Raw genomic sequence first — 24005 nt, forward strand, 5'->3', positions numbered from 1 at the left:
GACACAAAAAAGGCCATTCAAGCGAATGGCCTTTTTGTGCGCGTCACTTACTCGGCAATCTGCAACTTGCGCGATTCAGTGTAGATGTAGCGCACCTTTTCATACTCAAACGGCGAATTCATCTGACCGTAGCGGAAGCTGGTCTGGTAGCGCTTGTCCACCGCGCGCAGGGCCCAGATTTCCGGGTGGTTGGAGCTGACTTCGGAGACGTTGAGGAAGTTGATCTGCGACTCGGCGGTGTAATCCACCAGCAAACCAGCGGTGTCGCGCAGGTTCGACGGGCCGAAGATCGGCAGTACCACGTATGCACCGCCAGGCACGCCATAGAAACCCAGGGTCTGGCCGAAGTCTTCGCTCTGGCGCGGCAGGCCCATGGCGGTGGCTGGGTCCCACAGGCCAGCGATGCCGACGGTGGTGTTGAGCAGCAGACGCCCGGTGGTTTCCAGGGAACGGTGGCCCTTGAGTTGCAGCAGGCTGTTCAACAGGTTGGGCACATCGCCCAAATTGTTGAAGAAGTTACTCACGCCGGTGCGCAGGAAACTGGGGGTCACGTAGGTGTAACCGTTGACCACGGGCAGGAACACCCATTGGTCGAAACGGTAGTTGAAGTGGTAGACGCGACGGTTCCAGGACTCCAGCGGGTCATACACATTGAGGGCGGTGAGCGAGGAGCGCTCGAACTCGCGCTGGTCCAGGCCGGGGTTGAATTTAAGCTTGGTCAGCGGTTGCTTGAAACCGTCATCACCCAGCAGCGTCGGCTCGTGAGCCTTGCTGTTATCGGCATTGGCCACGCCCGCGCACATCAGGGCAGCGAGCAGCAGAAGATATTTAGCCACGGAAGAACTCCAGCATGGCGTCGGCGTTGACGCGGTAATTGAGGTTGCCGCAGTGGCCGCCCAGGGGGTAGACGGTCAAGCGATCGCCGAAGGTTTTACGCAGGAAGCCCAGGTCGCCCGGGCCCAGGATCACGTCGTCGGCGTTGTGCATGACGGCGATTTTTGGGCTGGCGTGCAGGTAGTCCTTGAGCGCGTACAGGCTGACCTGGTCGACCAGTTGCAACAGGCTGCCGCCGTCGGAGCGGGCGCGCCACATTGGAATCACTTGTTCGGTGAGGTAGCAATCGAAGTCGCATTGCAGCGCGCGCTTGAGGAACGGCGTCAGGCTGGTGCCTTCGGTGATCGGGTATTTCGGCGGGATGATCAGGCCGCGACGGTTGATCAGGTCCGAAGTGAAGGCGATATCGGCCGCCGAGAAGCGGAACGAGGTGCCGATCAGCATGGCCATCTGTTCGTTGGTCAGGTGCTGCTTGGACTGCTGGAAGTCGTAGAGCAGGGCGTCATTGAGGTCGATGTAGCCCTTTTGCTGGAAGTAGCGGGTCAACTTGTTCAACACCAGTTCATAGAAGGTGGTGGTGTTGTTGATGCCCTTGACCTCGGTCTGGACCAATTTGTCGAGGTTGGTGATCGAGGTGTAGAGGTTCACCGGCGGGTTGAGCAGCAGCACTTTCTTGAAATTGAAGCTGCGACGGGTCTCGTCCAGTTTGCTCACGAACGCCGCATCCAGAGCGCCGAGGCTGTAGCCGGTGAGGTAAAAGTCGGTGACCGGCAACGAGGCGTTCTGGGCGCGCACGGCTTGCATTACGCGGTACATGTCCTCGGCGTCTTCCTGGCTGATGCCGGGGGTAGCGAAGCGCGATGCCGAGGCGATGAAGTCGAAGCTGGTGGGCGACGACAGTTGCACCACATGGTAGCCGGCCTGGTAGTACAGCTTTTTCAGGTACTCGTTGAGGCTGCTGTCATAGCGCGCGCCGGTGCCGGCGATCAGGAAGATCAACGGCGCGGCGCGGTCTTGCTTGGCGATGCGGTACGTGAGTTTCTTCACCGCCCAGAAATTGTCCGGCAGGCTGAACTCGCGCTCCGGGCGCATATTCAGGGTGTAGTCGGACTGGTTGATTTCGTCGTCGGTCGGCAGCTTAGGCCGAAGGTCTGGCGGGGTCGTGGCGATGGTCGCTTCGAACGGGTTGGTCAAAGGGTAGCCATAGCTGGCTTGGTCGATATCGACGGCCAGTGCTGACGCACTCAAAAAAAGGCTGCCCAGTAAGGCAGCACAGCGCAAGGAACGGAGCATGACTTAATCCCTAAGAGGAAACGTGCTGAATGAAGTTCGCAGGCTATGACCACCGCCGTACCACCGAAGTGCCAGCACTCGGTGCGAAAAGTCGGAAAAAACCGTCGGAGTCGGGGTAATAGTAGCCAGACGATACACTTTGCCAGCCCCTGCTGAACACTAATTGTGTGTATGCACCTTGCTAACGGCCGTTGGCGCATTAAGCTGAGCGCCGTTTTTGCCTTTCGGAGTGCTCCATGTCCCGTCGTTTGCCATTGATTCTGCTGCTTATTGCCTTGCCACTTTGGCTGGCTGCCAGCTATGCCGCGCGTTATGGCTTTATGGAGGACGGCCGGTGGGTCGGCATTTGCGTCGACGAGGCCAGTCGCTGGGAATGCCAGTTGCGCTCGAACCTGGGCTTGATGATCCATTTCAAAGTGCTGGGCTGGGCGGCGCTGGTGACCTCGGTGCTCGCATTTTTCGTAGCGGGCCGCACTGGGTGGGGCCTGGCGGTAGCGGGGCTGGTGTTCGGGCTGCCGGCGCTGGCGTTGTACAACACAACCTTTGCGGTGTTTGCGGTGGTGATTGCGGGGTTGCGGTTGGTCAGGCAGCCTCGGGGCGTTTGATCGGGTCAATCAGGGGCAAGCCCCCTCCCACATTCGCCGGTATTCACAATTGTAAATGTGTAAACCCAATCAAGTGTGGGAGGGGGCTTGCCCCCGATCGCAGTCTTAAGCCCTGCGCACCCGCAAGCACCGCCACAATGCGACCACCATCAATCCGCTGACCACCGCCCAACCCCACGCCTGCTGGTTCAGCAAGCCTTCACGGAATAGCTGCGGCGCAATGCCGGCGCCGATAATGAAGGTCAGCAGCGCAATCTCCCGCCGTGGGCCGGTTACCGGGCGTGCCAGGTACACCAGCGCCGGCAATACCAGTGCGGCGCTAGGAAAACTGCGATAGCGCGGATCGAACACCAGCGCCAGCATCATGACCGCGCCCGCGAAGCCGGCGAATGCCACCAGCCAGCCCGCGCGTTGTTCCAACCAATTGAACACGCGCTCGCGCCACCCCTCGCGAGCGCTCAGGGCCAGCGCGGCATGGGCCAACACCAGCAGGTTCAGCGCCAGCAGCAGCCCAGCCCACACCCACTCATCGTTGAAGCGCGCAGTCAGGCGAGTCAGCTCGGCCCAGGTGCCGATCGAGCATGCCGCGATAGCGCCCAGTAAAGGCAGGGCCAGCGCGGCACGGGGGCTGCGAACGCGACCGCCAAGCACAAACGTGCCCAGCAGGATCACGCCGCCGACGCCCAGCCACAACGGCCAGTACGGCACATTGCTCACTGGGCCGGCGAGGATGCCTTTGTCCTGACGATCGGCATCAAACAGGCCCCAGTAACCACCCACGGCGCCTTCGCTGGCGCGCTTCCACGGCTGGTCAAAGGCTTCAATCAGGTTGTAGTGCCAGCCGTTGGCCTCGGCCATGGCGACGAAGCCGCGCATGAACTTGGCTTCGTTGACCCGGCTCGGCACCGCCGTCTCGCGCTGGCGGCCTTCGCTGGGCCAGCCGGTTTCGCCGATCAGCACGTCTTTGGGCGCGAACTTGTTGCCGAAGGTCTGTCGTACATCGCCCACATGTTTGAGCGCCTGGTCGATGCCGGACGGATCGTCTTCCCAGTAGGGCAGCAGGTGAATGGTCAGAAAATCCACCGCTGGGGCGATTTCCGGGTGTTGCAGCCAGAATTCCCAGACGTCGGCGTAGGTGACCGGTTGCTGGATCTGGCTTTTGACTTTCTGGATCAGCTTCACCAGTTGCCCGGCGGTGACTTCCTTGCGCAGCAGCGCCTCGTTGCCGACGATCACAGCGCTGACCACATCCGGGTTGGCGTTGGCCGCGGCGATCAACAGATCAACTTCCTTTTCGGTGGCTACCGGGTCGGCGCTGACCCACGCGCCGATCATCAGCTTCAAACCGTGCTTGCGCGCCAGGGCCGGCAAGCCTTCCAGTCCGGTCATGGAGTAGGTGCGGATGCATTCGAAGCGGGTAGCCAGCAAGGCCAGGTCGGCGTCCATGCGCGCCGGGCGCAATGTGAACGGCTGGTCAAAGGGGGATTGGTCTTTGTCGAACGGCGTGTAGGACGCACATTGCAGCTTGTGGCTGGCGCTGGCGACGTCCGGCAGCACCACCGGCCGGCCAAGGCCGTACCAGTAGCCGACAAGGGCCAGCAGGCCAAGGATCAGGGCGAATACATAGGGCAGGGCAGGGAAGCGGGCAGTCGCGGTCATGGTCGGCTTATCTGGAAAGCAAAGGCGCGCATCTTACCTGCAATTGTGCGTCTCAAGGAGGACCGCACGATTTTGACATGCAAAGTTCGGGCGGGTTTTTGAACGCTCGTTCAGCAAAGCGCCCTACTGGCTATGTGATGTCGTTTCCTGCTTGTAAGAGGTCGCTGACAGAGCAGGTCGAAGGCCGGCGCAGGCCGATGATCCAAGGGTCAGCACTCCACTGATGTCGCAGCCGCTGGATCGATGCGCGTGAAAGGGGCGCGGTGCACTACACAACAACAGGTTGACGTCGCTCGGCATCCGCCGAGCGCAGCACTTTCGGGGAAGTACGATGAAGATGCGACGACTCTTGGGCGCAGCTGCCACTTTGGTAGTTGCGATGAGCTCTACACTGGCCAGCGCCGACAGCAAAACCCTGAGCATCGGTTACGTGGACGGTTGGTCCGACAGCGTAGCCACCACCCATGTGGCGGCCGAGGTGATCAAGGAAAAGCTCGGGTATGACGTGAAACTGCAGGCGGTTGCCACCGGGATCATGTGGCAGGGCGTAGCCACCGGCAAGCTCGATGCCATGCTCTCGGCGTGGTTGCCCGTGACTCACGGTGAATACTGGGCCAAGAACAAAGACAAGGTTGTCGACTACGGTCCTAACTTCAAGGATGCCAAGATCGGCTTGATCGTGCCGGAGTACGTCAAGGCCAAGTCCATCGAAGACCTCAAGACCGACACCACCTTCAAGAACAAAATCGTCGGTATCGACGCCGGATCGGGCGTAATGCTCAAGACCGACGAAGCCATCAAGCAGTACGGCCTCGATTACAAGCTGCAAGCCAGCTCGGGTGCGGCGATGATTGCCGAACTGACCCGTGCCGAAGACAAACAGGAATCCATCGCCGTCACCGGTTGGGTGCCGCACTGGATGTTCGCCAAGTGGAAACTGCGCTTCCTCGAAGATCCAAAAGGCGTCTATGGCGCTGCTGAGACCGTCAACAGCATCGGTAGCAAAGGCCTGGAAGCCAAGGCGCCGGAAGTTGCGGCCTTCCTAAAAAAATTCCAGTGGGCCTCCAAGGACGAAATCGGCGAAGTCATGCTTGCTATCCAAGAGGGCGCCAAGCCTGACGCCGCAGCCAAGGATTGGGTTGCCAAACACCCTGAGCGCGTAGCCGAGTGGACCGGTAAATAACCCCCGAGATCCTGTTACAACCCCCGTGGGAGGGGGCTTGCCCGCGATAGCGGAGTGTCAGTTGTCAATGATCTGACTGACTCACCGCCATCGGGAGCAAGCCCCCTCCCACATTAATTTCTGTTTCCTGCAAATCTTCATTCGCGTCGTCAATCCCTCGCTACACTCGATCTACTACTAAGGTCGTCTGGAACCTGTGCCACAGCCGCATACAGTGGCTACGTTCCAATAATAAAAAAGCTGTGCTGCGAGGATAAAAACAATGAACGACAGCATTTACCTATCGATTCAAAACAGCCCGCGCTTCAAGGAGCTGGTGAGAAAAAGGGAGCGGTTTGCCTGGATTCTCTCGGCCATCATGCTAGGGCTCTACTCCGGTTTCATCCTTTTGATCGCCTACGGGCCACAAGTGCTGGGGGCCAAGCTCAGCCCTGGTTCGTCGATTACCTGGGGCATCCCCCTGGGCGTCGGGTTGATCGTCTCCGCGTTCGTCTTGACCGGCATTTATGTGCGTCGGGCCAATGGCGAATTTGACGATTTGAACAATGCGATTCTCAAGGAGGCTGCGCAATGATCCGTCGTCTACTAGCAGTATTCGGCGCTTCGCTTTTTGCTCCCGCCCTGTGGGCGGCCGACGCATTGACCGGTGAAGTGCACAAGCAACCGCTGAACGTCTCGGCCATCGTGATGTTTGTCGTCTTCGTCGGTGCAACCCTTTGCATTACTTACTGGGCCTCCAAGCGCAATAAATCGGCGGCCGACTACTACGCGGCCGGCGGCAAGATCACCGGTTTCCAGAACGGTCTGGCAATTGCTGGCGACTATATGTCGGCGGCCTCGTTCCTGGGGATTTCCGCACTGGTGTTTACGTCCGGCTACGACGGGCTGATCTACTCGATCGGCTTTCTGGTGGGCTGGCCGATCATTCTGTTCCTGATCGCCGAGCGCCTGCGTAACCTGGGTAAATACACCTTTGCTGACGTGGCGTCCTACCGCCTGGGCCAGACCCAGATTCGCAGCCTGTCGGCTTGCGGTTCGCTGGTGGTGGTGGCGTTCTACCTGATCGCGCAGATGGTGGGGGCGGGCAAGCTGATCCAGTTGCTGTTCGGCCTGGACTACCATGTGGCGGTGATTCTGGTGGGCATCCTGATGTGCCTGTACGTGCTGTTCGGCGGCATGCTGGCGACCACATGGGTGCAGATCATCAAGGCGGTGCTGTTGCTGTCGGGTGCGTCGTTCATGGCGCTGATGGTGATGAAGCACGTCAACTTCGATTTCAACACGCTGTTCTCAGAGGCGATCAAGGTTCACCCTAAAGGTGAGGCGATCATGAGCCCAGGCGGCCTGGTGAAAGACCCTATCTCTGCATTCTCCCTGGGCTTGGCGCTGATGTTCGGCACCGCCGGTTTGCCGCACATCCTGATGCGTTTCTTCACGGTGAGCGATGCCAAGGAAGCGCGTAAGAGCGTGCTGTATGCCACGGGCTTTATTGGTTACTTCTATATCCTGACCTTTATTATCGGTTTCGGCGCGATCCTGCTGGTCAGCACCAATCCGGCGTTCAAGGATGCGGCAGGCGCCTTGCTGGGCGGTAACAACATGGCGGCGGTACACCTGGCCAATGCGGTGGGTGGCAGCATCTTCCTGGGCTTTATCTCGGCCGTGGCGTTTGCCACCATCCTGGCCGTGGTGGCCGGTTTGACCCTGGCGGGTGCATCGGCGGTGTCTCACGACCTGTATGCCAGCGTGATCAAGAAAGGCAAGGCCAACGAGAAGGATGAGATTCGCGTGTCGAAGATCACCACCGTGGCCCTGGGTGTATTGGCAATCGGCCTGGGTATCCTGTTCGAAAGCCAGAACATCGCGTTCATGGTCGGCCTGGCATTCTCCATCGCCGCCAGCTGCAACTTCCCGGTGCTGCTGCTTTCCATGTACTGGAAAAACCTCACCACCCGTGGCGCCATGATCGGCGGTTGGCTGGGTCTGGTCAGTGCCGTGGGCCTGATGATCCTGGGGCCGACCATCTGGGTCTCGATCCTGCACCATGAAAAAGCCATCTTCCCGTACGAGTACCCAGCACTGTTCTCGATGATCATCGCGTTCATCGGTATCTGGTTCTTCTCCATCACCGACAAGTCGGCGGCGGCAGAGAAAGAGCGTGCGCTGTACTTCCCGCAGTTTGTGCGTTCGCAGACTGGTCTGGGGGCGAGTGGGGCAGTGAATCATTGATGTAGCCGCAAGTGGCAAGCCTCAAGCTGTAAGTTAGAAGCGGTGCTGTGTAGAGAGATACCCCTGTGGAGATACAGGGGTATTTTTTTGCTTGCGGCTTATAGCTGGAAGCTTGCAGCTCACTAAATTCCAGCCAAAAAAAACGGCCTCATCAGGAGGCCGTTTTTTCTGGCTGGGATTTAGTGCCGATCTTCCAGCTTGGTGATATCACGCGACTCGTAGCCGGTGTACAGCTGGCGCGGGCGGCCAATCTTGTAAGGGCTGGAGAGCATTTCTTTCCAGTGGGAGATCCAGCCCACGGTCCGCGCCAGGGCGAAGATCACGGTAAACATGCTGGTTGGAATGCCGATCGCCTTGAGGATGATCCCCGAGTAGAAGTCGACGTTCGGGTACAGGGAGCGTTCGATGAAGTACGGGTCGGTCAGGGCGATCTCTTCCAGGCGCATGGCCAGTTCGAGTTGCGGATCGTTCTTGATGCCCAGTTCCTTCAATACTTCGTCGCAGGTCTGCTTCATCACGGTAGCGCGTGGGTCGCGGTTCTTATAGACCCGGTGACCGAAGCCCATCAGCTTGAACGGATCGTTCTTGTCCTTGGCCTTGGCGATGAAGGTGTCGATGTTCGAGACATCGCCGATTTCATCGAGCATGGTCAACACGGCTTCGTTCGCACCGCCGTGGGCAGGGCCCCACAGTGCGGCGATGCCGGCGGCGATACAGGCGAACGGGTTGGCACCCGAGGAGCCCGCCAGGCGCACGGTGGAGGTGGAGGCGTTCTGCTCGTGGTCGGCGTGGAGGATGAAGATCCGGTCCATGGCCTTGGCGAGCACCGGGCTGATCGGTTTGATCTCGCACGGGGTGTTGAACATCATGTGCAGGAAGTTTTCCGCGTACGTCAGGTCGTTGCGCGGGTACATCATGGGTTGACCCATGGAGTACTTGTAAACCATTGCGGCCAGGGTCGGCATCTTGGCAACCAGGCGGATCGCGGAGATTTCGCGATGCTGCGGGTTATTGATGTCGAGGGAGTCGTGATAGAAGGCCGACAGGGCGCCGACCACGCCGCACATGACAGCCATCGGGTGGGCGTCGCGACGGAAGCCGTTGAAGAAGGTCTTCAACTGCTCGTGAACCATGGTGTGGTTCTTGACTGTGCTGACAAACTGGGCTTTCTGCTCGGCTGTTGGCAATTCGCCATTGAGCAGCAGGTAGCAGGTTTCCAGGTAGTCCGACTTTTCTGCCAATTGCTCGATCGGGTAGCCCCGGTGCAGCAAGATGCCATTGTCGCCGTCGATATAGGTGATCTTCGACTCGCAAGAGGCGGTCGACATGAAGCCTGGGTCGAAAGTGAAACGGCCCGTGGCCGTCAGGCCCCGTACGTCGATAACATCGGGACCAACGGTGCCGGTTAAAATGGGCAGCTCGACGGGGGCTGCGCCCTCGATGATCAACTGCGCTTTTTTGTCAGCCATGTGGCCTCCTATTTATGCTTCAAATCATCAGACAGACCCCCCACGCAGGGCCCGCACCACTATAGTGAGATAAATTCAGATGTCAATTTGCCTAAAGTCTTGCTCCAGAAGGCTTTAACCGGACTTTTTCGTCGAAATTGCCTGCCATTTACGCCTTTTATCCCGCCAGCGCAATCCGCTATTAGGGTGAGGAGCGCGCGTTGTCATTAGTAACCTAACTGTCTATACTCGGCCACCGACCGCCAAGGGCTTTTGGGCTTGCTTTCATTGGGGGTCGCACTCCCTGGGTGGTGCTTACCTGACCAGTGCACTCCCCTACAACTTTGCCCTGATTGTTAGGGGCTCTTCAGTGTGAAAAAAAGCCGTGAAGAATAGCCAACGACCTGTAAACCTAGACCTAAGGACCATCAAACTCCCCATCACCGGCGTTACGTCGTTCCTGCACCGTGTTTCCGGCATCATCCTGTTCCTGGGCTTGGGCATCATGCTTTATGCATTGAGCAAATCCCTGGGCTCCGAGGAAGGTTACGCCGAGGTGAAGGCATGCTTGACCAGCCCGCTGGCCAAGTTCGTAGCATGGGGCCTCCTGTCCGCTCTGCTGTATCACCTGGTAGCCGGTGTGCGCCACTTGATCATGGACATGGGCATCGGTGAGACGCTGGAAGGCGGCCGCCTGGGCTCGAAAATCATCGTCGCCATTTCCGTGGTGCTGATTGTTCTCGCAGGAGTTTGGATATGGTAACCAGCGTTACGAACCTATCGCGTTCGGGCCTCTATGATTGGATGGCGCAGCGTGTGTCTGCGGTTGTTCTCGCGGCTTATTTCATTTTCCTGATCGGATACCTCGTCGCAAATCCGGGCATCGGCTATGAGCAATGGCATGGCCTGTTTTCCCACAATGCGATGCGAATCTTCAGTCTGCTGGCCCTTGTAGCCCTGGGCGCTCACGCCTGGGTCGGCATGTGGACCATCGCGACCGACTACCTCACGCCGATGGCGCTGGGCAAGTCCGCGACTGCAGTACGTTTCCTCTTCCAGGCAGTATGCGGCGTCGCGATGTTCGCTTACTTCGTCTGGGGTGTGCAGATTCTTTGGGGTATCTGAGTCATGGCTAACATTCCAACTATTTCCTTCGACGCCATCATTATTGGTGGCGGCGGTGCCGGCATGCGCGCTGCGCTGCAGCTGGCCCAGGGCGGTCACAAGACTGCCGTGATCACCAAGGTATTCCCGACACGTTCCCACACCGTGTCCGCCCAGGGTGGCATCACCTGCGCCATCGCTTCGGCCGACCCGAACGATGACTGGCGCTGGCACATGTACGATACCGTCAAGGGTTCCGACTACATCGGTGACCAGGACGCTATCGAATACATGTGTCAGGAAGGCCCGGCAGCGGTGTTCGAACTGGACCACATGGGGCTGCCGTTCTCCCGTACCGAGCAAGGCCGTATCTACCAGCGTCCGTTCGGCGGCCAGTCGAAGGATTACGGTAAAGGCGGGCAGGCCGCCCGTACTTGCGCCGCTTCCGACCGTACCGGTCACGCGCTGCTGCACACGCTTTATCAGGGCAACCTGAAAGCCGGTACCACGTTCCTGAACGAGTACTACGCTGTCGACCTGGTCAAGAACGCCCAAGGCGAGTTCGTCGGTGTGATCGCTATCTGCATCGAAACCGGTGAAACCACCTACATCCGCGCCAAGGCTACCGTGCTGGCAACGGGCGGTGCAGGCCGTATCTACGCGTCGACCACCAACGCCCTGATCAACACCGGCGACGGCGTGGGCATGGCCCTGCGTGCCGGCGTGCCGGTGCAAGATATTGAAATGTGGCAGTTCCACCCGACCGGTATTGCCGGCGCCGGCGTTCTGGTGACCGAAGGTTGCCGTGGTGAAGGTGGTTACCTGATCAACAAGCACGGCGAGCGTTTCATGGAGCGCTATGCGCCGAACGCCAAGGACCTTGCCGGTCGTGACGTTGTTGCCCGTTCGATGGTTAAAGAGATCATTGCTGGCAACGGTTGCGGTCCGAATGGCGACCACGTAATGCTTAAGCTCGATCACCTGGGCGAAGAAGTGTTGCACAGCCGTCTGCCAGGCATCTGCGAACTGTCCAAGACTTTTGCGCACGTTGACCCGGTTGTTGCTCCGGTCCCGGTTGTTCCGACTTGCCACTATATGATGGGCGGCGTGCCGACCAACATTCATGGTCAAGCGATCACTCAGGACGCCGATGGCGTCGATGCGATCATCCCTGGTCTGTTTGCAGTGGGTGAGGTGGCGTGTGTATCGGTTCACGGTGCCAACCGCCTGGGCGGTAACTCGTTGCTCGACCTGGTGGTATTCGGTCGCGCCGCTGGCCTGCACTTGGAAAAAGCCCTGAGCGATGGCATCGAGTACGATGACGCCACCGACGCCAACATCGAGGCCGCCCTGGCGCGCCTGTCCGCTCTGAACGAGCGTACCGATGGCGAAGACGTGGCAACCCTGCGTCGCGAGCTGCAAAGCTGCATGCAGAACTACTTCGGTGTATTCCGTACTGGCGAATACATGCAGAAGGGTATTGCCCAGCTGGCCGACCTGCGCAAGCGCATCGCCAACGTCAAGATCAACGATAAGAGCCAGGCGTTCAACACCGCTCGTATCGAAGCCCTTGAGCTGCAAAACCTGCTAGAAGTGGCCGAAGCGACCGCGATTGCCGCCGAGGTTCGTAAAGAATCCCGTGGTGCTCACGCTCGTGAAGACTATGAAGACCGCGACGACGAGAACTGGCTGTGCCACACCCTGTACTTCCCGGGTGAAAAGCGCGTTGCCAAGCGTGCCGTGAACTTCTCGCCGAAAACGGTTCCGACGTTTGAACCGAAGATTCGGACTTACTAAGGGTGGCTGCCATGTTGAAAGTCAGTGTTTATCGCTACAACCCTGATCAGGACGCTGCGCCGTTCATGCAGGAATTCCAGGTCGATACCGGTGGTAAAGACCTGATGGTGCTGGACGTGCTGGCCCTGATCAAAGAGCAGGACGAAGGTTTCTCCTATCGTCGCTCTTGCCGTGAAGGTGTCTGCGGCTCCGACGGCATGAACATCAACGGCAAAAACGGCCTGGCGTGCATCACGCCGCTGTCCGCCGTGGTGAAAGGCAACAAGCTGATCGTTCGTCCACTGCCAGGTTTGCCGGTTATCCGTGACCTGGTCGTCGATATGAGCATCTTCTACAAGCAATACGAGAAAGTTAAGCCGTTCCTGCAGAACGACACGCCGGCCCCGGCCATCGAGCGTCTGCAGTCCCCGGAAGAGCGCGACAAGCTCGACGGTCTGTACGAGTGCATTCTGTGCGCCTGCTGCTCGACCTCCTGCCCGTCCTTCTGGTGGAACCCGGACAAGTTCCTGGGTCCAGCTGCCCTGCTGCAAGCGTACCGCTTCCTGGCAGACAGCCGTGACACCAAGACGTCCGAGCGTCTGGCTTCGCTGGATGACCCGTTCAGCGTATTCCGCTGCCGCGGGATCATGAACTGCGTCAACGTATGTCCCAAAGGCCTGAACCCGACTAAGGCCATTGGTCACATCCGTAACATGCTGCTGCAAAGCGGCGTGTAACTGACGTTGTAACAAAGCAGGACCGTTGTGCCCGTAAATGCTGCGGCGCAGGCTTCAACCGGCGCCGTAGTTTTAACTTGAGCAGCGACTTACAAAGCCGCGGCTCTTATTTTGAAGAAATGAGACAAGCAGGGGCATTCGGGTTGGTACCCGAACTATCAGCGTGATCCTAAGTGGCTTGTTTTGGTCGCTGCACTTGGCCTTTTGCAAGCAAACTCGGTGTTTTCGCCGGTGGTGTCCCCAAATCGAGGGTGACCAAGCATGCAAGAAAGCGTGATGCAGCGCATGTGGAACAGCGGCTATCTTTCAGGTGGTAACGCTGCCTATGTGGAAGAGCTTTATGAGCTCTACCTGCACGACCCTAACGCTGTGCCAGAAGAATGGCGCACCAAATTTCAGACGTTGTCTTCAGACGGCAACGCTGCCACCGATGTATCGCATGCAACAATTCGCGATCAGTTTGTGCTGCTGGCAAAGAACCAGCGCCGCGCCCAACCGGTTTCCGCCGGCAGCGTGAGCAGTGAGCATGAGAAGAAGCAAGTTGAAGTACTGCGACTGATCCAGGCCTACCGGATGCGTGGCCACCAGGCTGCCCAGCTTGACCCGCTGGGGCTCTGGCAGCGTCCTGCACCGGCTGACCTGTCGATCAATCATTACGGCTTGACCAATGCCGATCTTGATACGACCTTCCGTGCCGGCGACCTGTTCATCGGCAAAGAGGAAGCGAGCCTACGCGAAATTCACGAGGCGTTGCAGCAGACATATTGCCGCACCATCGGCGCCGAGTTCACGCACATCACCGATTCCGAGCAGCGCCAGTGGTTCCAGCATCGCCTGGAAGGTGTGCGCGGCCGTCCGGCGCTGTCCGCCGACGTTCGCAGCCACCTGCTTGAGCGCGTGACCGCGGCCGAAGGCCTGGAAAAATACCTGGGCACCAAATACCCGGGCACCAAGCGTTTCGGTCTGGAAGGCGGCGAAAGCCTGATCCCGATGCTCGACGAGCTGATCCAGCGTTCCGGTTCCTACGGCACCAAGGAAGTCGTGATCGGCATGGCCCACCGTGGTCGCTTGAACGTGTTGGTCAACACTTTCGGCAAGAACCCGCGTGAGCTGTTCGACGAGTTCGAAGGCAAGAAGAAGGTCGAGCTGGGTTCCGGTGACGTTAAATACCACCAGGGCTTCTCGTCCAACGTGATGACCACCGGCGGTGAAGTTCACCTGGCCATGGCATTCAACCCATCCCACCTGGAAATCGTTTCGCCAGTGGTCGAGGGGTCGGTGCGTGCTCGCCAGGACCGTCGTAACGACACCACTGGTGAAAAGGTTCTGCCGATTTCCATCCACGGTGACGCGGCATTCGCCGGTCAGGGCGTGGTTCTGGAAACCTTCCAGATGTCGCAGACTCGCGGCTTCAAGACTGGCGGTACCGTTCACATCGTCATCAACAACCAGGTGGGCTTCACCATCAGCAACCCGTTGGACTCGCGTTCCACCGAGTACGCCACCGACGTTGCCAAGATGATCCAGGCGCCGATCCTCCATGTGAATGGTGATGATCCGGAAGCCGTATTGTTCGTGACCCAACTGGCCGTTGACTACCGCATGCAGTTCAAGCGTGACGTGGTGATCGACCTGGTTTGCTACCGCCGTCGCGGTCACAACGAAGCGGACGAGCCAAGCGGCACCCAACCGTTGATGTACCAGCAGATCACCAAGCAGCGCACCACCCGTGAGCTGTACGCCGAAAGCCTGACCAAGGCCGGCGTGGTGGACGAAGCGCGTGTTCAGGCGAAAGTCGATGAATACCGCAACGCTCTGGACAACGGTCTGCATGTAGTGAAAAGCCTGGTCAAAGAGCCGAACAAAGAGCTGTTCGTAGACTGGCGTCCGTACCTGGGCCACACCTGGACCGCGCGTCACGATACCTCGTTCGACCTCAAGACCCTGCAGGAACTGTCCGCCAAGCTGCTGGAAATTCCGGAAGGCTTCGTGGTTCAGCGTCAGGTCTCGAAGATCTACGAAGACCGTCAGAAGATGCAAGCCGGCGGCCTGCCGATCAACTGGGGTTACGCCGAAACCATGGCGTACGCGACCCTGGCGTTCGAAGGTCACCCGATCCGCATGACCGGCCAGGACATCGGCCGCGGTACGTTCTCGCACCGTCACGCGGTACTGCACAACCAAAAAGACGCCAGCACCTACGTGCCGTTGCAGAACCTGTACGAAGGCCAGCCACGTTTCGACCTGTACGATTCGTTCCTGTCCGAAGAGGCTGTACTGGCCTTTGAATACGGTTACTCGACCACCACGCCGAATGCGCTGGTGATCTGGGAAGCCCAGTTCGGCGACTTCGCCAACGGCGCCCAGGTGGTGATCGACCAGTTCATCACCAGCGGCGAGCATAAGTGGGGCCGTCTGTGCGGTCTGACCATGCTGCTGCCGCACGGTTATGAAGGTCAGGGTCCGGAGCACTCCTCGGCCCGTCTGGAGCGTTACCTGCAGCTGTGCGCCGAGCACAACATCCAGGTCTGCGTACCGACCACCCCGGCTCAGATCTACCACTTGCTGCGTCGCCAGGTGATTCGTCCTCTGCGCAAGCCGCTGGTTGTGCTGACTCCGAAGTCGCTGCTGCGTCATAAATTGGCCGTCTCGACCCTGGAAGATCTGGCGGACGGTTCGTTCCAGACCGTGATTCCAGAAATCGACACGCTGGACGCGGCCAAGGTCACTCGCCTGATCCTGTGCAGCGGCAAGGTCTACTATGACCTGCTGGAAAAACGCCGTGCCGAAGGCCGCGAAGATATCGCCATCGTGCGTATCGAGCAGCTTTACCCGTTCCCGGAAGACGACCTGATGGAGGTCATCGCGCCTTACACCAACCTCACGAATGTGGTCTGGTGCCAGGAAGAACCGATGAACCAGGGCGCGTGGTACAGCAGCCAGCATCACCTGCGTCGCAGCATTGGCAACCATAACAAGGCCCTGGGCCTGGAATACGCCGGCCGTGATGCTTCCGCCGCACCTGCGTGTGGTTATGCGTCGATGCACGCCGAACAGCAGGAAAAACTGCTGCAAGATGCTTTCACTGTTTAACGCCTTCGCGCTGACTGAAACCGAATTTTAAGGACCCACAGATAATGGCTATCGAAATCAAAGCCCCGTCATTCCCGGAATCGGTTGCCGATGGCACCGTTGCCACCTGGCACAAAAAACCAGGTGAAGCTGTCAAGCGCGACGACCTGATCGTCGACATCGAGACCGACAAAGTCGTGCTGGAAGTGCTGGCCGAAGCTGACGGTGTACTGGGCGCAATCGTTGCCGAGGAGGGCGCTACCGTCCTGTCCAACCAGGTGTTGGGCTCGATCGAAGAGGGCGGCGCTGCTGCACCTGCACCCGCTCCGGCTGCTGCACCTGCTGCTTCGGCGCCAGCTGCCGCTCCGGCCGCTGGTGCTGAAGACCCGATCGCTGCACCGGCTGCGCGCCAGTTGGCTGAAGAAAACGGTATCAACCTGGCTTCCATCAAAGGCACCGGCAAAGACGGCCGCGTGACCAAGGAAGACGTGGTTGCTGCGGTTGAAGCCAAGAAAAACGCTCCAGCTGCCGCACCTGCCAAGCCTGCTGCCCCGGCTGCCGCTGCTCCTGTGTTCGCTGCCGGCGACCGCACCGAGAAGCGCGTACCGATGACCCGCGTGCGTGCCACCGTGGCCAAGCGTCTGGTTGAAGCCCAGTCGAACATGGCAATGCTGACCACCTTCAACGAAGTCGACATGACCGAAGTCATGGCCCTGCGTTCGAAGTACAAGGACCTGTTCGAGAAGTCCCACAACGGCGTGCGCCTGGGCTTCATGTCGTTCTTCGTGAAAGCGGCCACCGAAGCGCTGAAACGCTTCCCAGCAGTCAACGCTTCCATCGATGGCAACGACATCGTCTACCATGGCTATGCAGACATCGGCGTTGCCGTGTCCAGCGACCGTGGCCTGGTGGTTCCGGTCCTGCGTAACGCCGAACTGATGAGCCTGGCTGAAATCGAAGGCGGCATCGCCACCTTCGGCAAGAAAGCCCGTGACGGCAAGCTGACCATCGACGAGATGACCGGTGGTACCTTCACCATCACCAACGGTGGTACCTTCGGTTCGATGATGTCGACGCCGATCGTCAACCCGCCACAAGCCGCGATCTTGGGCATGCACAACATCATCCAGCGTCCGATGGCCATCAACGGCCAAGTCGTGATCCGCCCGATGATGTACCTGGCACTGTCCTACGATCACCGCCTGATCGATGGTAAAGAAGCCGTGACTTTCCTGGTGACCATCAAGAACCTGCTGGAAGACCCGGCTCGTCTTCTTCTGGATATCTAAAAAGCAGCGGCAAGCTGCAAGCGACAAGCCCCAGGCTCGAGAGCGGGTGGGTTTCAAACTTGTAGCTTGCGGCTTGTAGCTTGTTGCTAAAAGGGAACCTTTTATGACACAGAAATTTGACGTTGTAGTGATTGGCGCGGGCCCTGGCGGCTATGTTGCCGCCATCAAGGCCGCTCAACTGGGCCTCTCGACTGCTTGCATCGAAAAATACACTGACAAGGAAGGCAAACTGGCGCTGGGCGGTACTTGCCTGAACGTTGGCTGCATTCCTTCCAAGGCGCTGCTGGACAGCTCCTGGAAATTCCACGAAGCCCAAGATGGCTTCGCGATCCACGGCATCAACCATGCTGGCGTGACCATGGACGTACCAGCAATGGTCGGCCGTAAAGCCAACATCGTTAAAGGCCTGACTTCCGGCGTTGCCACCTTGTTCAAGGCCAACGGCGTGACTTCCCTGCAGGGCCACGGCAAATTGCTGGCCGGCAAGAAAGTCGAAATCACCAAGCCTGACGGTTCGGTTGAAGTGATCGAAGCTGAAAACGTGATCCTGGCCCCAGGTTCGCGCCCAATCGACATTCCGCCTGCTCCAGTCGACAACAACGTGATCGTTGATTCGACCGGCGCCCTGGAATTCCAAGCTGTGCCTAAGCGCCTGGGTGTGATCGGTGCTGGTGTGATCGGCCTGGAGCTGGGTTCGGTGTGGTCCCGTCTGGGTGCTGAAGTGACTGTTCTGGAAGCTCTGGACACGTTCCTGCTGGCTGCCGATACCGCAGTCTCCAAGGAAGCGTTCAAGACCCTGACCAAACAGGGCCTGGACATCAAGCTGGGCGCTCGCGTGACCGGCTCGAAGGTCAATGGCGAAGAAGTGGTCGTGACCTACACCGACAAAGATGGCGAACAAACCATCACCTTCGACAAGCTGATCGTGGCCGTAGGCCGTCGTCCAGTGACGACCGACCTGCTGGCGGCCGACAGCGGCGTGAACATCGACGAGCGTGGCTTTATCCACGTTGACGATCACTGCGCTACCACCGTTCCAGGCGTGTACGCCATCGGTGACGTGGTGCGCGGCATGATGCTGGCGCACAAGGCTTCCGAAGAAGGCATCATGGTTGTCGAGCGCATCAAGGGCCACAAAACCCAGATGAACTACGACCTGATTCCATCGGTTATCTACACCCACCCGGAAATTGCATGGGTCGGCAAGAACGAACAGCAGTTGAAAGCTGAAGGCGTTGAAGTTAACGTCGGCACCTTCCCGTTTGCCGCTTCTGGCCGTGCCATGGCAGCCAACGACACCGGTGGTTTTGTCAAAGTCATCGCTGATGCCAAGACTGACCGTGTATTGGGCGTCCACGTGATTGGCCCAAGTGCAGCAGAACTGGTTCAGCAGGGCGCGATCGGTATGGAATTCGGCACCAGTGCCGAGGACCTGGGCATGATGGTCTTCTCCCATCCGACCCTGTCCGAAGCGTTGCACGAAGCCGCGTTGGCAGTGAATGGCGGCGCCATCCACGTCGCCAACCGCAAGAAGCGCTAAGCGAGATAATAAGAAACCACGGCGGAGTTGCCCGTCGTGAGCCTTGCGCGCAAGACTCACCGCGGAATATCCGCTGGACGCAGCCTTGCGCAGCTTTACGGGCCATAAGCCCCGCAAGTTGCGCAAGCAGCAGTCACAGGTGGTGCGGCACTCATAATGAGCGCAGCGCCGAATGCGCAGTACCTAACGAAGACGGTAAAAAGCATGAATCTTCACGAGTATCAGGGTAAGCAGCTGTTCGCTGAATACGGCCTGCCAGTATCCAAGGGCTACGCAGTAGACACCCCGGAAGCAGCAGCAGAAGCTTGCGACAAAATCGGTGGTACCGAGTGGGTTGTCAAAGCCCAGGTCCACGCTGGTGGTCGCGGTAAAGCGGGCGGCGTTAAGCTGGTTCGCAATAAAGAAGACGCCAAGGCCTTCGCACAGCAGTGGCTGGGCAAGCGTCTGGTGACTTACCAGACTGATGCCAATGGCCAGCCAGTCACCAAGATCCTGGTTGAATCGTGCACTGATATCGCTAAAGAGCTGTACCTGGGCGCTGTCGTTGACCGTTCGAGCCGTCGCATCGTGTTCATGGCTTCCACCGAAGGTGGCGTGGACATCGAAAAGATCGCTCACGAAACCCCAGAAAAAATTCTGAAAGCCACCATCGATCCACTGGTTGGCGCTCAGCCGTTCCAGGGTCGCGAGCTGGCTTTCCAGCTGGGCCTGGAAGGCAAGCAAGTTGCTCAGTTCGCCAAGATCTTCGTAGGTCTGGCCAAACTGTTCCAGGATCACGATCTGGCTCTGCTGGAAGTGAACCCGCTGGTGATCAAAGCTGACGGCGATCTGCACTGCCTCGATGCCAAGATCAACATCGACGCCAACGCCATGTACCGTCAGCCTAAGCTGAAGACTTTCCACGATCCGTCGCAAGACGATCCGCGCGAAGCGCACGCTGCCAAGTTCGAACTGAACTACGTGGCCCTGGAAGGCAACATCGGTTGCATGGTCAACGGTGCCGGCCTGGCCATGGGTACCATGGACATCGTCAACCTGCATGGCGGCAAACCAGCCAACTTCCTCGACGTGGGCGGTGGTGCTACCAAAGAACGCGTGACCGAAGCCTTCAAGATCATCCTGTCCGACGCCAACGTCGCTGCAGTACTGGTCAACATCTTCGGCGGCATCGTTCGTTGCGACATGATTGCCGAAGGCATCATCGGTGCAGTGAAAGAAGTCGGCGTTAAAATCCCGGTTGTTGTTCGCCTTGAAGGTAACAACGCTGAACTGGGCGCTAAAGTACTGGCAGAAAGCGGTTTGAACATCATCGCGGCTACCAGCCTGACCGACGCTGCTCAACAAGTTGTCAAAGCTGCGGAGGGCAAATAATGAGCGTCCTGATCAATAAAGACACCAAAGTTATCTGCCAGGGTATTACCGGTTCGCAAGGTAGCTTCCACACCCAGCAAGCCATCGAATACGGCACCCAGATGGTTGGCGGCGTAACGCCAGGCAAAGGCGGCACCGAGCACCTGGGCCTGCCGGTGTTCAACACCGTGAAAGACGCTGTAGCTGCCACTGGCGCAACCGCCAGCGTGATCTACGTTCCGGCTCCTTTCTGCAAGGACTCGATCCTGGAAGCGGCATTCGGCGGCATCAAGCTGATCGTTTGCATCACCGAAGGCATTCCTACCCTGGACATGCTGGACGCTAAAGTTAAGTGTGACGAACTGGGCGTAGTCCTGATCGGCCCTAACTGCCCAGGCGTGATCACCCCAGGCGAATGCAAGATCGGCATCATGCCAGGTCACATTCACTTGCCAGGTAAAGTCGGTATCGTTTCCCGTTCCGGCACCCTGACCTACGAAGCTGTGAAGCAGACCACTGACGCCGGTTTCGGTCAGTCGACTTGCGTCGGCATCGGCGGTGACCCGATCCCAGGCTCCAACTTCATCGACATCCTGAAGCTGTTCCAGGAAGACCCGAAGACCGAAGCGATCGTGATGATCGGTGAGATCGGCGGTTCGGCTGAAGAAGAAGCGGCTGCCTACATCAAGGCACACGTGACCAAGCCGGTTGTTTCCTACATCGCTGGTGTGACTGCCCCTGCTGGCAAGCGCATGGGCCATGCGGGCGCAATCATCTCCGGCGGCAAAGGCACTGCAGACGAGAAATTCGCTGCGCTGCAAGACGCAGGCGTGAAAACCGTGCGTTCGCTGGCAGACATCGGCAAGGCCCTGGCCGAGCTGACCGGTTGGGCTGTCAAATAAGCCTCGCGCTTAACTGACGCTTTACCCCACAAAGGCCACCTTCGGGTGGCCTTTGTGCTTCTTGAATGCCTTCGATCAGTGTGGGAGGGGGCTTGCCCCCGATGGCAGTGATTCAGCCACGCAATCATTGGCTGACACACCGCCGTCGGGGGCAAGACCCCTCCCACCCGTGTTCGTATTGCCAAGTTAAGTACGAAAATGCGACATCGTGATGTCGCTTATCGGACAGTACGCCCCGCAACAGTGCGTTTGTCGCCCTAATTCTGTACTCTGGCCGCCTCTTTATGCGCCCGCATCCCAAAAGGACGCTTCGCGCTGGAACGGTCGGTCCCCAAAAGGGCCGCCGGTATTTCCCTCATCCACAGGGAATCCCTCTCTAAATTCCGATTCAGCAGTGTGGTATTTCCTTAAATGAAAGTGTTGAAAGGCCAGGATATCCTGGCGTTGGGCTTCATGACCTTTGCCCTGTTCGTGGGCGCCGGCAACATCATCTTCCCGCCTATCGTTGGCTTGCAGTCCGGACCTGACGTCTGGATGGCGGCACTGGGTTTTCTGATCACTGCGGTCGGCCTGCCGGTGGTCACTGTAATCGCGCTGGCCAAAGTCGGTGGCGGCATGGACGCGTTGAGCAGCCCAATCGGCAAAATCGCCGGTGGCCTGCTGGCGGCAGCGGCGTATCTGGCGGTAGGCCCGCTGTTCGCCACGCCGCGTACGGCGACCGTGTCCTTTGAAGTGGGCCTTGCGCCCTTGACTGGCGAAAGCCCTCTGGCGCTGTTTCTCTACAGCTCCGTGTACTTTCTGGTGGTGTTCTTTGTGTCCCTGTACCCAGGGCGCCTGCTGGATACGGTGGGGCGTTTCCTCGCGCCGCTGAAGATCATAGCGCTGGCCGTGCTGGGGATCGCCGCATTTGCGCTGCCGGCCGGTGAGGTCGGTGTCGCCACCCCGGAATATGTCGCTGCGCCGTTTTCCCAGGGTTTTATCAATGGTTACCTGACCATGGATACCCTGGGAGCGCTGGTGTTCGGCATCGTCATCGTCAATGCGATTCGCTCCCGTGGTGTTGAATCGCCGAAGCTGATCACCCGTTACGCCATCATTGCCGGCCTGATCGCGGGTGTGGGCTTGGCGCTGGTGTATGTGAGCCTGTTCCGCCTCGGTTCGGGCAGCCATGCGGTAGCCGCTGGGGCCAGCAACGGCGCTGCGGTACTGCATGCTTACGTGCAGCATACCTTCGGCTCTCTGGGCAGCGGTTTCCTGGCCGTGCTGATCTCCCTGGCGTGCCTGGTGACGGCGGTGGGCCTGACCTGCGCCTGCGCCGAGTACTTCAGCCGCATCCTGCCGCTGTCCTACAAGACTCTGGTGGTGATCCTGGCGCTGTTCTCCTTGTTTGTGTCGAACCTGGGCCTGACCAAGCTGATCGCTTTCTCGATCCCGGTACTCACCGCGATCTATCCGCCCTGCATCGTGTTGGTGGCCCTGAGCTTCTGCAAAGGCTTCTGGCAGGAGCAAGGACGTATCGTTGGGCCGGTGATGCTGGTGTCGTTTATCTTCGGCTGCATCGATGCCCTCAAGGGCGCGGGCTTGGCGGATTGGCTGCCGGCGCAGTTGGCTAACCTGCCGCTGAGCGAGCAGGGCCTGGCCTGGCTGGTGCCGTCGGTGATGATCCTGGTCGTGGCGGTGGTGATTGACCGTCTGCTCGGCAAGCGCAGCGAAGCCATCGCATAAAGCGCCCGCTTCGAGGATTATTGAAATGCCCCGTATCAATCGATACGGGGCATTTTTTATGCTTTATGAGAGTGCAGCTTCTAAAGTTGCAACTGGATCAATGTGGGAGGGGCCGGCTCCCTCCCAACGTTGGAGCGCATCGCGCCACCATTCACCTTCTAACAGGACCCTCATGTCATTCGTCGAAGCCAATCAGATCCACTTGCTTGCCGCCCTGTGGTTCGTGCTGTGTTGGGGCGGCTATACCCGTTATGCCACTTGGAAGGCGCGAGACACCGCGTGCCTGGCCAGTGTGTTGCACTTGTATCGCGAAGACTGGATGCGGCGCATGCTGCTGCGGGACAACCGTATCGCCGACGCCAGCGTGATCGGCAATCTGGAGCGCAATGCCTCCTTCTTCGCCTCCAGTACCTTGATCATCCTCGCCGGTATTCTCACTGTGCTCGGCGCCTCCGAACGCGCCGTGTCGTTGCTGGCGGATATCCCCTGGGTACAACAGGCGTCCCAGGGCATGTCGGAAATCAAATTGCTGTGCCTGGCGCTGGTGTTTGTCTACGCGTTTTTCACGTTTAGTTGGTGCATGCGCCAATACAATTTTGCGGCGGTGCTGGTGGGGTCGGCGCCGATGATCGGCGAGCGACATGTGTCCGAACAGGAGCGTAAAGCCTTCGCACTGAGGGCGGCGCGGGTGATCTCCATGGCGGCCAACCAGTTCAACTTCGGCCTGCGTTCTTATTACTTCGGCATGACCATGCTGGCGTGGTTTGTCAGCCCATGGTTGTTCATGTTGATGAGCGCCGGCGTAGTGTTCGTGCTGTATCGCCGAGAGTTTCATTCCGACGTATTGGAAGTGATGGTGTATACGCCAACCGACACGCCATTGCCGGAGCCGGCGAAGGAGGCGGTGTCTTAGCCATCTAGTTAAATGCCGGACAAAGTAAAGCCCGCTATATAAGCGGGCTTTCTTTTTGCAGCACTGCTAATTCAAGCCAGGTCTCAAGAACCGGTGGCAGGTGCTGCTTCTTTCGCGGCGGCTTCGTTGGATTCAGCCTGAGCTTTGGCAGCATCGGCGTTTTCTTTCGCAGCGTCGTTCACTTTATCCTGAGCCTTCGCCATATCTTTCTGAGCTTGCTCAGAATGTGCAGCGGCGTCTTGGGCTTTGTCTTCGGATTTCTTGTCGCAGGCAGCCAGACCGAGGGCAGCGGCCAGCATCATGGAAATAGCTAAAGTCTTGCGCATGGGGTGTTTCTCCTTATTGA

At 58.9% G+C, this 24005-nt stretch carries 20 protein-coding genes; 15 read left to right on the forward strand and 5 right to left on the reverse strand.

Going from position 1 to position 24005, the window contains the following annotated elements; all coding sequences use genetic code 11:
* Positions 1-47: 47 nt before the first annotated feature.
* A complete protein-coding gene (locus FIV35_RS12770; protein ID WP_034137557.1) occupies positions 48-836 on the reverse strand; it encodes an MlaA family lipoprotein in 789 nt (262 codons plus the stop codon).
* Positions 829-2127, reverse strand: coding sequence for a serine/threonine protein kinase (locus FIV35_RS12775; RefSeq protein ID WP_034096656.1), 1299 nt, complete (start codon positions 2125-2127; stop codon positions 829-831). Before FIV35_RS12775 ends, FIV35_RS12770 begins: the two co-directional genes overlap by 8 nt.
* A gap of 236 nt (positions 2128-2363) precedes the next feature.
* Here FIV35_RS12775 and FIV35_RS12780 point away from each other — a divergent pair, with 236 nt between their 5' ends.
* The gene (locus tag FIV35_RS12780; protein WP_034096657.1) at positions 2364-2732 is read left to right on the forward strand and encodes a hypothetical protein; all 369 of its coding nucleotides are present in this window, start codon (positions 2364-2366) and stop codon (positions 2730-2732) included.
* 105 nt (positions 2733-2837) lie between these two features.
* Here FIV35_RS12780 and FIV35_RS12785 read toward each other — a convergent pair whose 3' ends face one another.
* Positions 2838-4391: a glycoside hydrolase family 17 protein gene (locus tag FIV35_RS12785; RefSeq protein ID WP_083377894.1), complete on the reverse strand. Its 1554-nt coding sequence runs from the start codon at positions 4389-4391 to the stop codon at positions 2838-2840.
* Positions 4392-4722: 331 nt separating this feature from the next.
* On the opposite strand from FIV35_RS12785, the gene FIV35_RS12790 reads away from it, so the two are divergent.
* The 3 genes from FIV35_RS12790 (at position 4723) to FIV35_RS12800 (ending at position 7803) form a co-directional block, all read left to right on the forward strand.
* Entirely contained in the window at positions 4723-5574 is an 852-nt protein-coding gene (locus FIV35_RS12790; protein WP_034096659.1) for a glycine betaine ABC transporter substrate-binding protein, read from the forward strand.
* A gap of 262 nt (positions 5575-5836) precedes the next feature.
* Positions 5837-6148 (forward strand): DUF485 domain-containing protein, encoded by a 312-nt coding sequence (locus tag FIV35_RS12795; RefSeq protein ID WP_034096660.1) that lies wholly within the window; start codon positions 5837-5839, stop codon positions 6146-6148.
* Entirely contained in the window at positions 6145-7803 is a 1659-nt protein-coding gene (locus FIV35_RS12800) for a cation acetate symporter (RefSeq protein ID WP_034137559.1), read from the forward strand. Before FIV35_RS12795 ends, FIV35_RS12800 begins: the two co-directional genes overlap by 4 nt.
* 179 nt (positions 7804-7982) lie before the next feature.
* On the opposite strand, the gene gltA is transcribed toward FIV35_RS12800, so the two are convergent.
* A complete protein-coding gene (gene gltA, locus FIV35_RS12805) occupies positions 7983-9272 on the reverse strand; it encodes a citrate synthase (protein WP_034137560.1) in 1290 nt (429 codons plus the stop codon).
* Positions 9273-9636: 364 nt separating this feature from the next.
* Between gltA and sdhC the strand changes: the two genes are divergently transcribed.
* From sdhC to FIV35_RS12860, 11 genes are all read left to right on the forward strand, one after another.
* Positions 9637-10014 (forward strand): succinate dehydrogenase, cytochrome b556 subunit, encoded by a 378-nt coding sequence (gene sdhC, locus FIV35_RS12810; protein ID WP_034137561.1) that lies wholly within the window; start codon positions 9637-9639, stop codon positions 10012-10014.
* Positions 10008-10376 carry a succinate dehydrogenase, hydrophobic membrane anchor protein gene (gene sdhD / locus FIV35_RS12815; protein WP_003172805.1) on the forward strand — a complete coding sequence of 123 codons (369 nt, stop codon included), beginning with the start codon at positions 10008-10010 and terminating at the stop codon, positions 10374-10376. The genes sdhC and sdhD overlap by 7 nt, the downstream gene beginning before the upstream one ends.
* A 3-nt stretch (positions 10377-10379) precedes the next feature.
* A complete protein-coding gene (gene sdhA, locus FIV35_RS12820) occupies positions 10380-12152 on the forward strand; it encodes a succinate dehydrogenase flavoprotein subunit (RefSeq protein ID WP_034096663.1) in 1773 nt (590 codons plus the stop codon).
* 11 nt (positions 12153-12163) lie between these two features.
* Positions 12164-12868 carry a succinate dehydrogenase iron-sulfur subunit gene (locus FIV35_RS12825; protein WP_034096664.1) on the forward strand — a complete coding sequence of 235 codons (705 nt, stop codon included), beginning with the start codon at positions 12164-12166 and terminating at the stop codon, positions 12866-12868.
* A 261-nt stretch (positions 12869-13129) separates the two neighbouring features.
* On the forward strand, positions 13130-15961 hold the full coding sequence (locus FIV35_RS12830; protein WP_034137562.1) for a 2-oxoglutarate dehydrogenase E1 component: 2832 nt from the start codon (positions 13130-13132) through the stop codon (positions 15959-15961).
* A gap of 44 nt (positions 15962-16005) precedes the next feature.
* A complete protein-coding gene (odhB, locus tag FIV35_RS12835) occupies positions 16006-17229 on the forward strand; it encodes a 2-oxoglutarate dehydrogenase complex dihydrolipoyllysine-residue succinyltransferase (RefSeq protein ID WP_034096666.1) in 1224 nt (407 codons plus the stop codon).
* 103 nt (positions 17230-17332) lie between these two features.
* Positions 17333-18769 carry a dihydrolipoyl dehydrogenase gene (gene lpdA / locus FIV35_RS12840; protein ID WP_034137563.1) on the forward strand — a complete coding sequence of 479 codons (1437 nt, stop codon included), beginning with the start codon at positions 17333-17335 and terminating at the stop codon, positions 18767-18769.
* A 204-nt stretch (positions 18770-18973) separates the two neighbouring features.
* Positions 18974-20140, forward strand: a complete 1167-nt coding sequence (gene sucC / locus FIV35_RS12845) for an ADP-forming succinate--CoA ligase subunit beta (RefSeq protein ID WP_034096668.1) — start codon at positions 18974-18976, stop codon at positions 20138-20140.
* The gene (gene sucD, locus FIV35_RS12850) at positions 20140-21021 is read left to right on the forward strand and encodes a succinate--CoA ligase subunit alpha (RefSeq protein ID WP_034096669.1); all 882 of its coding nucleotides are present in this window, start codon (positions 20140-20142) and stop codon (positions 21019-21021) included. Before sucC ends, sucD begins: the two co-directional genes overlap by 1 nt.
* Positions 21022-21432: 411 nt before the next feature.
* Positions 21433-22746, forward strand: a complete 1314-nt coding sequence (gene brnQ, locus FIV35_RS12855; protein ID WP_034137564.1) for a branched-chain amino acid transport system II carrier protein — start codon at positions 21433-21435, stop codon at positions 22744-22746.
* 172 nt (positions 22747-22918) lie between these two features.
* Complete coding sequence (locus FIV35_RS12860; protein WP_034137565.1) at positions 22919-23659, forward strand: DUF599 domain-containing protein; 741 nt, start codon at positions 22919-22921, stop codon at positions 23657-23659.
* A gap of 83 nt (positions 23660-23742) precedes the next feature.
* Here FIV35_RS12860 and FIV35_RS12865 read toward each other — a convergent pair whose 3' ends face one another.
* A complete protein-coding gene (locus tag FIV35_RS12865) occupies positions 23743-23985 on the reverse strand; it encodes a hypothetical protein (protein ID WP_017477534.1) in 243 nt (80 codons plus the stop codon).
* Positions 23986-24005 lie beyond the last annotated feature (20 nt).

Source organism: Pseudomonas rhodesiae (genome assembly GCF_007858255.1).
In the GTDB taxonomy this organism is placed as follows: Bacteria; Pseudomonadota; Gammaproteobacteria; order Pseudomonadales; family Pseudomonadaceae; genus Aquipseudomonas; species Aquipseudomonas rhodesiae.

What these genes read in the sequence shown, in the direction of transcription:
- FIV35_RS12775 (WP_034096656.1), bottom strand. Translation starts at nt 2,127, where the DNA reads ATGCTCCGTTCCTTGCGCTGTGCTGCCTTACTGGGCAGCCTTTTTTTG.
- FIV35_RS12780 (WP_034096657.1), top strand. Translation starts at nt 2,364, where the DNA reads ATGTCCCGTCGTTTGCCATTGATTCTGCTGCTTATTGCCTTGCCACTT.
- FIV35_RS12785 (WP_083377894.1), bottom strand. Translation starts at nt 4,391, where the DNA reads ATGACCGCGACTGCCCGCTTCCCTGCCCTGCCCTATGTATTCGCCCTG.
- FIV35_RS12790 (WP_034096659.1), top strand. Translation starts at nt 4,723, where the DNA reads ATGAAGATGCGACGACTCTTGGGCGCAGCTGCCACTTTGGTAGTTGCG.
- FIV35_RS12795 (WP_034096660.1), top strand. Translation starts at nt 5,837, where the DNA reads ATGAACGACAGCATTTACCTATCGATTCAAAACAGCCCGCGCTTCAAG.
- FIV35_RS12800 (WP_034137559.1), top strand. Translation starts at nt 6,145, where the DNA reads ATGATCCGTCGTCTACTAGCAGTATTCGGCGCTTCGCTTTTTGCTCCC.
- gltA (WP_034137560.1), bottom strand. Translation starts at nt 9,272, where the DNA reads ATGGCTGACAAAAAAGCGCAGTTGATCATCGAGGGCGCAGCCCCCGTC.
- sdhD (WP_003172805.1), top strand. Translation starts at nt 10,008, where the DNA reads ATGGTAACCAGCGTTACGAACCTATCGCGTTCGGGCCTCTATGATTGG.
- sdhA (WP_034096663.1), top strand. Translation starts at nt 10,380, where the DNA reads ATGGCTAACATTCCAACTATTTCCTTCGACGCCATCATTATTGGTGGC.
- FIV35_RS12825 (WP_034096664.1), top strand. Translation starts at nt 12,164, where the DNA reads ATGTTGAAAGTCAGTGTTTATCGCTACAACCCTGATCAGGACGCTGCG.
- FIV35_RS12830 (WP_034137562.1), top strand. Translation starts at nt 13,130, where the DNA reads ATGCAAGAAAGCGTGATGCAGCGCATGTGGAACAGCGGCTATCTTTCA.
- odhB (WP_034096666.1), top strand. Translation starts at nt 16,006, where the DNA reads ATGGCTATCGAAATCAAAGCCCCGTCATTCCCGGAATCGGTTGCCGAT.
- lpdA (WP_034137563.1), top strand. Translation starts at nt 17,333, where the DNA reads ATGACACAGAAATTTGACGTTGTAGTGATTGGCGCGGGCCCTGGCGGC.
- sucC (WP_034096668.1), top strand. Translation starts at nt 18,974, where the DNA reads ATGAATCTTCACGAGTATCAGGGTAAGCAGCTGTTCGCTGAATACGGC.
- sucD (WP_034096669.1), top strand. Translation starts at nt 20,140, where the DNA reads ATGAGCGTCCTGATCAATAAAGACACCAAAGTTATCTGCCAGGGTATT.
- brnQ (WP_034137564.1), top strand. Translation starts at nt 21,433, where the DNA reads ATGAAAGTGTTGAAAGGCCAGGATATCCTGGCGTTGGGCTTCATGACC.
- FIV35_RS12860 (WP_034137565.1), top strand. Translation starts at nt 22,919, where the DNA reads ATGTCATTCGTCGAAGCCAATCAGATCCACTTGCTTGCCGCCCTGTGG.
- FIV35_RS12865 (WP_017477534.1), bottom strand. Translation starts at nt 23,985, where the DNA reads ATGCGCAAGACTTTAGCTATTTCCATGATGCTGGCCGCTGCCCTCGGT.